Here is a 12,856-nt window from a genome sequence, read left to right on the forward strand (position 1 = left end):
CGCGATCCCCGCGCCCGCGCCGGCGCCGATCAAGGCGCCCGACGCCGCCCGGTCGCCCCGGTTATAGCCACAGCCCGCCAGCGCGCACCCCAGGATCACGACCCCCAGGATTCCGCGAACACCACGAGACATCGGATGAACTCCTCTCCGCAAAAATAATGGTCAGTTGGTCACGGCGCTGTCACGGCGCCGCCGATGGCGCCGGCGCCCGCGCCGATCGCAGCACCCGTGGCCGGCCGTCCGCCGGTCACGGCGGATATGCCCGCGCCCGCGCCCGCGCCGATCAGGCCGCCGGTGACGGCACGCGTTCCAGGACTGCTGCCGCACCCGGCAAGGCCGAGCAGGGCCGACGTAAGCAGGACGATCGCGGTCGAACGCATTGCATTCCTCCTATGATCCGTTGATGCAGATTGTTAAGAAACGCAGCGGTTTCGTGGTGCGATTGCGGCGTCGGTGGGGCAGGAGGTTCAATCGTTCGTCAACGGAACCTCTTGTGGCGGAGCGGCGCGGGCATTAAGCGATCCGCCTTCCGCACCCCTCGTTTCGACACAGAAGGCAGATTGGATGTTCACTCGCATGCTCGGCTTTATGTCAGCCGACATGGCCATTGACCTGGGCACGGCCAACACCCTGGTCTACGTCAAAGGCCGCGGCATCGTCCTCGCGGAGCCAAGCGTCGTCGCTATCGCCGATGTGCGCGGCAAGAAGCAGGTCGTTGCGGTCGGGGAGGAGGCCAAGCAGATGCTGGGCCGCACCCCCGGCTACATCACCGCGAGCCGCCCCTTGCGCGACGGCGTCATCGCCGACTTCGAGGTCGCCGAGGAGATGATCAAGCACTTCATCCGCAAGGTGCATAACCGCCGCGGCTTCGCCTCGCCGCTGATCATCGTCTGTGTCCCCTCCGGCTCCACCGCCGTCGAACGGCGTGCGATCCAGGAGAGCGCCGAAAGCGCCGGCGCCCGCCGCGTGCAGTTGATCGAGGAGCCGATGGCCGCCGCGATCGGCGCCGGCCTGCCGGTCACGGAACCCACGGGCAGCATGGTCGTCGACATCGGCGGCGGCACCACCGAGGTCGCCGTGATCTCGCTCGGCGGCATCGTCTACGCCCGCAGCGCCCGCCAGGGCGGCGACAAGATGGACGAGGCGATCATCAGCTATATCCGGCGCAACCATAACCTGCTGATCGGCGAGTCCTCGGCCGAACGGATCAAGATGGAGATCGGGGCGGCCGGCGCCTTCGACCATGTCGACGACGGCACGTACCGGGAGGTGCGCGGCCGCGACCTGATGAACGGCGTGCCGCGGGAGGTGCTGGTCAGCCAGCGCCAGATCGCCGAAAGCCTGGCCGAACCGGTCTCGGCGATCGTGGAGGCGGTGAAGGTCGCGCTGGAGAACACGCCGCCCGAACTGGCGGCGGACATCGTCGACAAGGGGATCGTGCTGACCGGCGGCGGCGCGCTGCTGTACCGGCTGGACGAGGTGCTGCGCGATGCCACCGGCCTTGCGGTGGTGATCGCCGAAAATCCCCTGCAGTGTGTCGCGCTGGGCACAGGCCGGGCGCTGGAGGAGAGAAAGCGTTTGAGCAACGTGCTCACCAGTATGTATTAGCAAGGACATGAGGCGGCGAACCGGACCGGCCTGACGCCCGAGGGGCGGGTTCGACCCTTGGACCGGACCAATCCATGATCATGCGCCGACTCAGGAGGTTCGGATGATCCGCCTGTCGATCCAGGCCAGGCAGGCCCTCGCGAAGCTGACCCTGCCGGTGCTGGTCGTCGTGTCGTTCGGCGTGATGCTGCTGGGCAAGGCCGACACCCTGCTGGCGGAACGGGCGCGCATGGCGCTGGCGGACGGGCTGGCGCCGATCTACGCGGTCCTGGCCGGCCCGCTGCAGGACCTCCGCGAGGCGATCACCGACGGCGCCACGCTCTGGGACATGCGGGACGAGAACCTCCGCCTGCGCAGGGAAAACGAACAGCTTCGCCGCTGGCAGTCGATCGCGCTGGCGCTCGACGCCGAGAACCGGCGCCTGAAGGCCGCGCTGCACTGGATCCCCGATCCCGCCGCGTCCTTCGTCACCGCGCGTGTCGTCGCCGACGCCGGCGGCGTGTACGCCAAGGCGGTGCTGCTGTCGGTCGGGCCGAACCACGGCATCAAGAAGGGCGAGATCGCGCTGGACGAGCGGGGCCTGGTCGGCCGCGTCACCGAGGTCGGGGAGCGCACGGCCCGCGTGCTGCTGATCACCGACATGAACAGCCGCATCCCGGTGATCCTGGAGACGTCGCGCGCCCACGCCATCCTGGTCGGCACCAACGGTCCGCGGCCGCGGCTGATGTACTGGCCCGAGGGGACGATGCCCCAGGAAGGCGAACGCGTCGTCACCAGCGCCGAGGCCAACGCGTTTCCCGCCAACCTGCCGGTGGGCACGGTACACTTCAACAGCAACGGCACCCCGGACGTGGAGCCGGCGGCGCGGCTGCAAAAGCTGGAGATCGTGCGGATCTTCGACTACGGCCTGAACGGCGTGACCGCGCCTGGGCCGCAAGGCCAGGCCCAGGAACAGGCCCAGTCGAAACCGACGCCGGGAAGGCATTAGGGGATGGGACAAGGGACCACCCGCTGATGGCCCATATCGACCGCCGCCCCGGTATCCGTCCGCGTCCCAGCCTGGGACGGCGCCTCGATATCATCGCGCGGTCCTGTTTCCCAGGCTGCGCCGTCCTCCTGCTGATGCTGCTGACCCAGGTGCCGTTCGGCATCCGCGGCCAGGCGGAGCTGCTGCCCGCCGTCACCCTGGGCGCGGTCTGGTTCTGGTCGCTGGCGCGCCCGGACACGATGCCGCCGCCGGTGGTGTTCCTGATCGGGCTGCTGGCCGACCTGATGGGCTACGTGCCGCTGGGCATCTGCGCCTTCACCCTGCTGGCGGTCCATGGCGTCGCCGTCTCGCTCCGGCGGTTCCTGGCCCGGCACGGCTTCGCGCTGATCTGGAGCATCTACAGCCTTGTGGCCTTCGTCGCCTCGATGCTGATCTGGCTGCTGGTCATGCTGCTCAGCTTCCGGTACTTCCCGCCGGACGGGGCGCTGTTCCAGGCCGTCCTCGCCATCGCCATCTATCCCGTCATCGCCATCCCGTTCTCCGCGGCGCATCGCTCGATCGCCGATCCGGACAGGGTCTGACCGCATGGAACCCGCCATGATGGAGCTGCCATGAAGCGCGAGGGCGAACGCACCGGGGTCTTCACCCGCAGGGCGCTGCTGCTGATGGGCGGCCAGGTCGCGGTGCTGGGCGGTCTCGGCGCGCGCTTGTACCAGGTGCAGGTGACCGAGGGCGCCCGCTACACCACCATGGCGAACGACAACCGGATCAGCGCCCGCATGATCGCCCCGCCGCGGGGGCGCATCCTGGACCGGTTCGGCGTGATCGTCGCCGGCAACATCACCAACTGGCGCGCCGAACTGGTGGCGGAGCAGACGAACAACGTCTCGGCGACGCTGGATGCGTTCTCCGCCCTGCTGCCGCTGTCGGACTGGGAGCGCGGGCGGATCGAGCGCGAGCTGCGCCGCCACCGCAAGTTCATCCCCGTCCTGCTGCGGGAGTTCCTGACCTGGGACGAGATGGCGATGATCGAGGTCAACGCCCCCGACCTGCCGGGGGTGATCGTCGATTCAGGCACCACCCGCCACTATCCCTTCGGGGAGAAGCTGGCGCATGTCGTGGGCTACGTCGCCCCGCCCAACGAGGACGACGTCGCCGAGGACCCGCTGCTGGCGCTGCCCGGCCTGCGCATCGGCCGCGCCGGGATGGAGAAATACCACGACATCGCCCTGCGCGGCCGAGCGGGCGCGGTGCAGATGGAGGTGAACGCGGTCGGGCGGGTGATCCGCGAACTGGATCGGGAGGAAGGCATCCCCGGCGAGGATGTCGGGCTGACGATCGACGAGGGCCTGCAGGAATTCGCCCTGAACGCGCTGGGCGACGAAAGCGCCAGCGCCGTGGTGATGGATTGCCGCAACGGCGAAGTGCTGGCGATGGCGACCAACCCGTCCTTCGACCCGTCGCTGTTCAACTCCGGCGTCTCCCAGGCGCAGTGGAAGGAGTGGACGCAGGACAAGCGCACGCCGCTGATCAACAAGGCGACCTCGGGCCTGTATGCGCCCGGTTCGACCTTCAAGATGGCGGTGGCGCTGGCGGGGCTGGAATCGAAGGCGATCACCGCGTACGACCGGTTCAACTGCCCCGGCTACCTCGACGTGGGCACGGCCCGCTTCCACTGCTGGCGCCGGGGCGGGCACGGCATGCTGGACCTGCACGGCGGCCTGAAGAACAGTTGCGACGTCTATTTCTACGAGGTCGCGCGCCGCACCGGCATCGACCGCATCGCCGCCATGTCGCACCGCTTCGGCCTGGGGACGGAGCTGGACCTGGACCTGCCGGGCCAGCGCACCGGGCTGATCCCGACGCGGGAGTGGCGGATCGCGCAGGGCCATCCCTGGAACCTCGGCGATACGATCGTCAGCGGCATCGGCCAGGGCTATATCCAGGTGACGCCGCTGCAGCTCGCGACCTATGTCTCCCGCATCGCCACCGGGAAGGTGGTGCAGCCACACCTGACCCGCACGCTGGCGGGCGTGCTTCAGCCGGGCAGCCAGGCGGATGACTGGCCGGCCCTGGGCCTGCCGGAGAAACTGCTGCACGACGTCCGCGACGGCATGTGGGCGGTGGTGAACGAGCCGGGCGGCACGGCGCCGCAGGCGAGGCTGGCCGATCCGTCCGTCCAGCTTGCCGGCAAGACCGGATCGGCGCAGGTCCGCCGCGTCTCCCGCGAATTGCGCGAGAGCGGGCATTTCGACAGCGAGAAGCTGCCCTGGGAATACCGCCCGCACGCGCTGTTCGTCGCCTATGCGCCGTATGATGCGCCCCGCTATGCGCTGTCGGTGGTGATCGAGCACGGCAACGCGGGCGCCGAGGCCGCCGCACCGGTCGCCAAGGCGATCATGACCGAGACGCTGCGCCGCGACCCCAGCAACCACAACGAACGGCCGCCGGCGCGGCAGGTCGCCGAGGTGATGAAGTCATGACGGACCGTCGTCTCTGGCGGGAGCCGTCCTTCGACATCATGGCGAAGGTCCTGCACGTCAACTGGCTGTACGTGCTGCTGCTGTGCGCCCTGGCCGCTGTCGGATACACGGCCCTGTACAGCGCCGGCGGCGGCTCGCCGGAGCCTTACGCCACCCGCCACGCGCTGCGCTTCGCCTTCGGCCTGGTGATCGCGCTGACGATCGCCCTGGTGGATATCCGCTTCATCGCCCGCCTGGCCTGGCCGGCCTGGCTGGGCGGCGTCGTGCTGCTGGTGCTCGTGCTGCGCATGGGCCATGTCGGGAAGGGCGCGCAGCGCTGGCTGGAGCTTGGCGGGCTGCAGCTCCAACCGTCGGAGATGATGAAGCTCGCCCTGGTCCTGGCCCTGGCGTCGTGGTTCCACAAGGCGTCGTGGGAGCGGATGGGCAACCCGCTGTTCCTGATCCCGCCGCTGATCGCGGTCCTGATCCCCGTGGGGCTGATCCTGAAGGAGCCGAACCTGGGCACGGCGACGATCACCCTGATCCTGGGCGGCGCGATCTTCTTCGCCGCCGGAGTGCGGTGGTGGAAGTTCGCCCTGGTGCTGCTGCCCATCCCGCTCGTCGCCAAGCTCGCCTACAGCCACCTGCACGACTACCAGCGTGCGCGGATCGACACGTTCCTGCATCCCGAGAGCGACCCGCTGGGCGCCGGCTACAACATCATCCAGTCGAAGATCGCGCTGGGATCGGGCGGCATGTGGGGCAAGGGGTTCCTGCACGGGACGCAGGGGCACCTGGATTTCCTGCCGGAAAAGCAGACCGACTTCATCGTGTCGATCATCGGCGAGGAATTCGGCTTCGTCGGCACGCTCGCGGTGATCTGCCTGCTGGGGCTGATCATCATCGGCGGGATGCTGATCGCCCTGCGCTGCCGCCACCAGTTCGGCCGGCTGGTCGCGTTGGGGATCTCGTTCAACTTCTTCCTGTACGTGTTCGTCAACATGGCGATGGTGATGGGTGCGATCCCGGTGGGCGGGGTGCCGCTGCCGCTGGTCTCGCACGGCGGGTCGGCCATGCTGACGGTGATGGTCGGGTTCGGGATCCTGATGTCGGTGCATGTCCACCGGGACGTGGAGTTCGCCACCGCGCGGGATGGATGAGGTGCGCGTGCTGCCGGTCCGACTTCTGCGCGCCTATCGGAGCACCGCCTATCATGTCCCGGGTGCCGTGGTGCGCATCGGCTGCCGCGAGCCCATGGTCGATCGCCTGCTGGATCGCCACCGCCAGCGGACGGGGGTGCTGATCACCGCCTGGAACCCGTTCTCCCGCCGGATGCCGTCGGGATGGAACGCGCGGATGCAGCAAGCGCTGGCCCAGGCGCTCCACCGCCGCACGACGCTGCCCGCCAGCGGCCGGTGGCGCCGCTGGTCGGAGGACCACCTGCTGGCCCTGATCGCGCCCGAACCGGCGGCCGTGCTCGCGCGCCGGTTCCGGCAAAACGCGATTGTGATCCTCCGTCCCAGGCAACCCGCACGCCTCTATTCCACTTATCCCCGGCAATCGGCGCCGTCACATCCCTGATGTGACGATCATGGGCGCTCGGCCATCGGGGAGAGACGGAGACCGGCGGAAACGCCGAGCTTGCGGCCATTACCGGCCGGTCCGGGGAATTTCGAGCACGCTATTGCAGACGGAGCATTCATGCCGGGAAACCAGACCGCCGTCCTGGAAGCGCAGGGGGCGTGCAAGCCTCCGGAACCACCAGCCGAACTCAGCGCCGCGATCTATATCCACGACCTGTCGCCGGGCGGCGTCGAACGACAGACGCTGGTGCTGGCGCGGGAACTGCGCGCGCGCGGCGTCCTGGTGACCCTGGTGGTGCACCAATATCGCGGCGAACTGGTGTCGCTGGTCCCGGACAGCCTGCCGGTCGTCGTGCTGGGCGGCAATCGGACCCTGCGCGACGTGCTGGACCTGCGGCGATACCTGCGGACCGAACGGCCGGACGTGCTGATGGCCAACGTCGATCACTGCAACATCGCGGCGACACTCGCCAAGGCCGTCAGCGGCACGGCGACGCGGCTGATCATCTGCCAGCACAATCCGCTGACGCCCGGCTTCCATGCCACGGTGAACTGGAAGCATCGCGTCGTGCCGTTCGCGTATCGCAGGCTGGCGTCATGGATCGATCATGCCATCGCGGTCTCCAACGGCATCGCGGACGAACTGGTGAACCATGGCGGACTGCCCCAGGACAGGGTCAGCACGATCTTCAACGCCGTCATCGGCGAGGACTTCGCCGACCGGGCCGATGCGCCGATCGAGACCTCGGCGCCCGAGGCCGCCGCCGCGCTCGCCTGGTTCCGCCAGCGCGACCGTCCGGTGTTCCTGACCGCCGGGCGGCTGGTGGAGATGAAGGACCACCGCAACCTGCTGCGCGCCTTCGCGCGGTACCTGAAGGTCCGGGACGGGCGGCTGGTGATCCTGGGCGTCGGCCCGCTGCAGGCGGAACTGCAGGCGCTGGCGGAGAGCCTGGGCATCGCGGCGCATGTCTGCTTCGCCGGTTTCGTGAAGAACCCGCTGCCGCTGATGCGCCAGGCGGACGCGTTCGTGCTGTCGTCCCGCTCCGAAGGGTTCGGGAACGTGATCGTCGAGGCGCTGGGCTGCGGCACCCCGGTCGTCGCCACCGATTGCCCGCACGGTCCGTCGGACATCCTGGAGCACGGCCGCTATGGCCTGATGGTCCCGCCGCAGGACGACGCGGCGCTGGCGGCTGCGATGACGGAGATCCTGACCGCGGGGCACCGGTTCCCGCCCGCGCTGCTGCGGGAGCGGGCGCGGATGTTCAGCTATCGGGCGTGCGCGGACGGGTATGACCGGCTGTTCCGGGTGCTGGTGGGGTAAGGCCGCGTTGAATTCGTTGCCGGACGAGCCTAATTATGGTCACATATGACCACTTTGTGGCGGACTGTCCGATGCGGACCATCAGTCTGAAAGATGCCAAGGCCGGCTTCTCGAGCCTGGTCGATGAAGCCATCAAGGGCGAGGTCGTGACGATCACCCGGCATGGGAAGCCCGTGGCGGCGCTGGTTTCCGTCGAAATGGCCGAGATCGGCCGCAGGGCGATCGAGCGCCGGCGCACCGGCCTCGCGGCTTATCTGAGGACGTTTCCCGACGGGGTGTTCGAGCGCAACCACTCCCCCTCCCGAGATGTCGAGCTTTGAACGGTTTTCTGCTCGATACCGATGTCATTTCGATGCTTTCGCCTTCAAGGCCCGAGGTATCGGCCGGGTTCCTCGACTGGCTCGAAGCCGTCGACCGAGAAGGCCGACTGTTCCTGTCGATCGTCTCGATCCATGAAATCGAGAAGGGGATCGCCCTGCTCGACCATAAGGGAGCGACGGCGAAGGCAGCCGGATTGACGATGTGGCTCGCCGGTCTTGTTTCCACCTATGGTGACAGGATCATTGGCGTCGACATCGCCACGGCCGCGCTGGCCGGACGGTTGGAGGCGAAGGCCATCGCCGCGGGGCACGATCCGGGCATGGCGGACGCGATCATCGCCGGCATCGCGAAGGCCCATGACCTGCACATCGTCACGCGCAACACGAAGCACTTCCTGCCGTTCGGTTCGTCCGTGTCGTCGCCGGAGGCTGGCGGGCTGCCCCGATCCTGAGGAGGCCACATGGCGGCATGGGCCTTGCTAGGCTTCCCAGGCCAGGGAAGCGTGGCAAGGCCAGGAGGCGTCATGCGTGGGATCGCGCTGGTTCTCTTCGACCTCAACGGCGTGCTCTACCGCTACGACCGGGCGGCGCGGATCGCTCGGCTTGCGGCGCTGGCGAACCGGACGGCGGAGGCCGTCGAGGCCGCGATCTGGACGTCGGGCTTCGAGGACCTGGGCGACGCCGGCGGACTTGACGCCGAGGCCTATCTGCGCGGGTTCGGCGCCCGCCTTGGCTGCGACCTGTCCGAGGACGCATGGCTGGCCGCCAACCAGGCCGCCGTCTCGCCGATCACCGCCAGCCTGGCCTTGCTGCCGCGCCTGCGGGCGGGTGTCGAATGCGGCGTGCTGACGAACAACAACCTGTTGATCCAGCGGCATTTCGCGACGCTGTATCCCGAGGTGGCGGCGCTCGTGGGCGACCGCGCCTGCGTGTCGGCCGCGTTCGGCGCCCGGAAGCCGGAACCGGCGGTATATCGCCGCTGCCTGCGCCACCTGGGTGTCGCGCCGGAGGCCGCGCTGTTCGTCGACGACAGTGCGGCGAACGCGGCCGGCGCGGTCGCGGCAGGGCTGCATGCCCACCATTTCACCGATCCGGACGGTCTTGAAGCGGCGCTGCATCGGTTCGGGTTGCTGGTCGCATGATCTCGGCGGGCCGGTCGACGGGCGGGACGCCGCGCGTGGTGCGCAGGCCGTGAGGCGGCGCCGTCTGGCGGCCGAGGTCGTGTCTCGGCGCGATAGTCATTTTGTAGAATGAAGATTGTATCCAATCGACAGTCCGTTTATAGCCTCATGCCGGCAGCAATGAGGAGCGCACCATGACAGGCTGGTCGGGAATTTTCCCCGCGGTGACGACCAAGATGAAGCAAGACGGCACCATCGATGTCGGCGCTCTCCAGTCCAGCATCGACCGGCTCGTCACGAACGGCGTGTCTGGCGTGATCGTTCTCCCCATGTTGGGCGAGAACGCTTCGCTGACGATGGCCGAGCGCGAAACCGTTATCCGCGCGGGCGTGGACGTCGTCCGAGGCCGCGTGCCGCTGCTTTCGGGTCTCGCCGAGGTCTCGACCGAACACGCTCGGCAATCCGCCAAGGCCTATCGCTCTTTTGGGGCCGAAGGGCTGATGGCGTTCCCGAGTCTTGGCGGGTACAAAACCGACCCACGCGAGACGGCGGAATGGTTCAAAGCCATTGCTGCGGCGGCGCAACTGCCGATCATGATCTACAACAATCCCATCGCCTACGGGGTCGACGTGACGCCCGATATCCTCAACGATCTGGCGGCTACGCCGGAAATCGTTTGCGTCAAGGAAGAGACCGGCGACATTCGCCGTGTCACCGACATCTATAATGCGTGTGGCGATCGCTTCCTGGTATTCTGCGGCATCGATGACCTGCTTCTTGAAAGCATGGCGCTGGGTGTTTCCGGATGGGTGTCCGGCATGACGAACGCATGGCCAGCCGAAGCCGTTGAGCTTTATGAGCTGTGCAAGGCTGGGCGATATGACGAAGCGCGCATCCTCTATCGGATCCTGACGCCGGCCTATCATCTCGATACGCATGTGAAACTCGTTCAGTACATCAAGATGGCCGAGCATCTCGTCTATGGTGCGCCGGAATGGGTGCGTGCGCCGCGCCTGCCGCTGACTGGCGCCGAGCGTGACAGTGTGGTCGGTGTCATCAATCGAACGATCGAATTGCTCGCCAACAGGCAAAAAAGGGCAGCCGCTTAGGCTGCGGTGGCCCGACGAAAATCGGGCCCCATCGTTCGTGTCACGCAGGGTTGGGGGGTGTTTTGGGGCAGGGGGCAATCGCAGTTATCGGCGCTGGCATCGTCGGGCTTGCGACGGCCTATCACCTGCACATTGACGGCCAACGCGTCACGGTGATCGATCCGAGCCCCGAAGGCGACAAGACGTCATATGGAAACGCCGGAGGAATCGCTGTCACCGAGGTCGTTCCAGCGTCGGTGCCAGGTCTGATCTGGAAAATACCGGGTTGGCTTTTCGACCCACTCGGCCCCCTGGCCGTCCGTCCCGCTTATGCGCCTCGGTTGATCCCCTGGCTTCATGCGTTTCTCAAGGCCGGGACCACAACGGAGGTCGCGCGTATCACGACAGCGTTGGCCGTGCTGAACAGGCGTGTTTATGACGACCTTCTTCCCATGTTGGCGGCAACGGGACTTGCGGGCGAACTGCATAGACGCGGAGCCCTGACTGTCTACGAGAGCGAAGAAGCCTATCGGCGTGATCGTGCCGAATGGTCGCTCAAGCGTTCCCACGGGATTCAGGCCGATTATCTGAATGGCGCGGAAGTACGGGCGCTCGAACCAGCCCTTGGTCCGGCCGTCGCTTGTGGCGTCTTCACCCCGCAGTGGTCCCATGTCAGCGACCCTCGAAGGCTGGCTGAAGGACTGCGGCAGTGGTTGCTGGCCAATGGCGTGACCGTTCGCACCGGCCGGGTCGTCGATATCGAGCCTCAGGTGAGCGGTTCAGTCGATTTGAGGCTGGAAGGGAATGAAACGTTCCGCTGCGCGAACGCGGTCGTCGCCGCCGGCGCCTGGTCAGGCTCTCTCGTCAGGCAACTTGGCGATCGCGTCCAACTGGAGAGCGAACGAGGATACAACACGACCCTCCCGGATTCCGGGGTGAACCTCAGCCGGGAAGTGATCTTCGCCGAACGCAAGTTCGTCGCAACGCCTTTGGCCCCGGGTCTGCGCATCGGCGGGGCGGCAGAGTTCGGCGGTCTTGACGCAACGGCAAACTACAAGCGATCGGACGCGCTGGTGCGGTTGGCTGCGATGTATCTGCCTGGGCTGAATGCCCAGGGCGGCGTTCGGTGGGCAGGCCACCGTCCGGCGACATCGGACAGTCTTCCGGTCATCGGTCGTTCCGCGCGCCATCCCGAGGTGCTTTACGCATTCGGGCACGGCCATCTTGGCCTCACCCTCGCTGCGACAACGGGCCGTATCGTCGCTGATCTTCTCGCAGGGCGATCGCCGTCGACTGATCTCACGCCATATTCAATTGCCCGTTTCCAGAAGAACACGCCGAGGCACGCATGAGTCGTCATACATTCTTCTGCATAGATGCCCATACATGCGGCAACCCCGTCAGGGTCGTCGCGGGTGGCGCTCCGATCCTTCCCAATGTGCCGATGGGCGAAAAGCGCGCGATATTCGTCCGGGATCACGACTGGGTACGCCGAGCGCTGATGTTCGAACCGCGCGGCCACGATGTGATGTCGGGCTCGATTCTCTATCCGCCCGCTCGCGATGATTGCGATGTCGGCGTGCTCTATATCGAGGTCAGTGGCTGCCTTCCGATGTGCGGTCACGGCACCATCGGCACAGTGACAGCGGCCATCGAGGAAGGGCTGGTGGTTCCGCGCCAACCCGGACGTCTGGCGATAGAGGCGCCGGCCGGACGCGTCGTCGTCGAATATGTCCAGGAAGGCCGCTACGTCGAACAGGTACGGCTGTTCAACGTCGCCAGCTATCTTCACGACAAGGATGTTGTCCTCGACATCCCTGGTTTAGGGGCGTTGAAAATCGATCTTGCTTACGGTGGCAACTACTACGCCATCATCGAGCCGCAGGACTGCTGGCGTGGCCTCGACGCGCTGTCCGCTGCCGACATCGTTCGGCTTAGCCCGGCGATCCGCCAAGCCGCGCAGGCGAAGCTCGCTCCCGTCCACCCACTCGATGACCGCATCCGGGACGTCAGTCATGTGATGTGGTGCGACCTGCCACGGAACCCGCGGGCGAGCGCGCGCAATGCCGTTTTCTACGGGGACAAGGCGATCGATCGTTCGCCTTGCGGTACAGGGTCCTCGGCCAGGATGGCGCAACTCGTCGCACGGGGCAGATTGGCGATCGGCCAGGAATTCGTCCACGAAAGCATCATCGGGACATTGTTCGACTGTCGGGTCGAATCTCCTGCGCAAGTGGGCCCCTATCCCGCCATCCTGCCGAGTGTCGCGGGATGGGCGCGGGTCACCGGGCATAACACGATCTATGTCGATAGCCGGGATCCGCTGGTCCACGGATTCCAACTGACGTGACCCTTTCCGGACCCG

Annotated in this window: 14 protein-coding genes; 13 read left to right on the forward strand and 1 reads right to left on the reverse strand. The window is 67.0% G+C overall.

Going from position 1 to position 12,856, the window contains the following annotated elements:
* Positions 1–170: 170 nt before the first annotated feature.
* Positions 171–380, reverse strand: coding sequence for a hypothetical protein (locus tag VHB27_RS10135; protein ID WP_325599888.1), 210 nt, complete (start codon positions 378–380; stop codon positions 171–173).
* Positions 381–564: 184 nt separating this feature from the next.
* Here VHB27_RS10135 and VHB27_RS10140 point away from each other — a divergent pair, with 184 nt between their 5' ends.
* The 13 genes from VHB27_RS10140 (at position 565) to VHB27_RS10200 (ending at position 12,841) form a co-directional block, all read left to right on the forward strand.
* Entirely contained in the window at positions 565–1,608 is a 1,044-nt protein-coding gene (locus VHB27_RS10140) for a rod shape-determining protein (protein WP_325599890.1), read from the forward strand.
* 103 nt (positions 1,609–1,711) lie between these two features.
* Positions 1,712–2,596: a rod shape-determining protein MreC gene (gene mreC / locus VHB27_RS10145; RefSeq protein WP_325599892.1), complete on the forward strand. Its 885-nt coding sequence runs from the start codon at positions 1,712–1,714 to the stop codon at positions 2,594–2,596.
* Positions 2,597–2,622: 26 nt separating this feature from the next.
* Entirely contained in the window at positions 2,623–3,177 is a 555-nt protein-coding gene (locus tag VHB27_RS10150) for a hypothetical protein (RefSeq protein ID WP_325599894.1), read from the forward strand.
* A gap of 30 nt (positions 3,178–3,207) precedes the next feature.
* A complete protein-coding gene (mrdA, locus tag VHB27_RS10155) occupies positions 3,208–5,079 on the forward strand; it encodes a penicillin-binding protein 2 (RefSeq protein WP_325599896.1) in 1,872 nt (623 codons plus the stop codon).
* Entirely contained in the window at positions 5,076–6,218 is a 1,143-nt protein-coding gene (rodA, locus tag VHB27_RS10160; RefSeq protein WP_325599898.1) for a rod shape-determining protein RodA, read from the forward strand. The genes mrdA and rodA overlap by 4 nt, the downstream gene beginning before the upstream one ends.
* A 7-nt stretch (positions 6,219–6,225) precedes the next feature.
* On the forward strand, positions 6,226–6,639 hold the full coding sequence (locus VHB27_RS10165; protein ID WP_325599900.1) for a DUF3293 domain-containing protein: 414 nt from the start codon (positions 6,226–6,228) through the stop codon (positions 6,637–6,639).
* 120 nt (positions 6,640–6,759) lie between these two features.
* Complete coding sequence (locus VHB27_RS10170; protein ID WP_325599902.1) at positions 6,760–7,962, forward strand: glycosyltransferase; 1,203 nt, start codon at positions 6,760–6,762, stop codon at positions 7,960–7,962.
* Between the two features lie 71 nt (positions 7,963–8,033).
* Positions 8,034–8,282 (forward strand): type II toxin-antitoxin system Phd/YefM family antitoxin, encoded by a 249-nt coding sequence (locus VHB27_RS10175; RefSeq protein ID WP_325599904.1) that lies wholly within the window; start codon positions 8,034–8,036, stop codon positions 8,280–8,282.
* Positions 8,279–8,734 (forward strand): type II toxin-antitoxin system VapC family toxin, encoded by a 456-nt coding sequence (locus tag VHB27_RS10180; protein ID WP_325599906.1) that lies wholly within the window; start codon positions 8,279–8,281, stop codon positions 8,732–8,734. Before VHB27_RS10175 ends, VHB27_RS10180 begins: the two co-directional genes overlap by 4 nt.
* A gap of 72 nt (positions 8,735–8,806) precedes the next feature.
* A complete protein-coding gene (locus VHB27_RS10185) occupies positions 8,807–9,424 on the forward strand; it encodes an HAD-IA family hydrolase (RefSeq protein WP_325599908.1) in 618 nt (205 codons plus the stop codon).
* Positions 9,425–9,597: 173 nt separating this feature from the next.
* Entirely contained in the window at positions 9,598–10,512 is a 915-nt protein-coding gene (locus VHB27_RS10190; protein ID WP_325599910.1) for a dihydrodipicolinate synthase family protein, read from the forward strand.
* A gap of 62 nt (positions 10,513–10,574) precedes the next feature.
* Positions 10,575–11,843, forward strand: coding sequence for an NAD(P)/FAD-dependent oxidoreductase (locus VHB27_RS10195; RefSeq protein WP_325599912.1), 1,269 nt, complete (start codon positions 10,575–10,577; stop codon positions 11,841–11,843).
* Complete coding sequence (locus tag VHB27_RS10200; protein WP_325599914.1) at positions 11,840–12,841, forward strand: 4-hydroxyproline epimerase; 1,002 nt, start codon at positions 11,840–11,842, stop codon at positions 12,839–12,841. The genes VHB27_RS10195 and VHB27_RS10200 overlap by 4 nt, the downstream gene beginning before the upstream one ends.
* Positions 12,842–12,856 lie beyond the last annotated feature (15 nt).

Origin of the sequence: Rhodopila sp. (assembly GCF_035548235.1) — a bacterium.
Classification (GTDB): domain Bacteria; phylum Pseudomonadota; class Alphaproteobacteria; order Acetobacterales; family Acetobacteraceae; genus Rhodopila.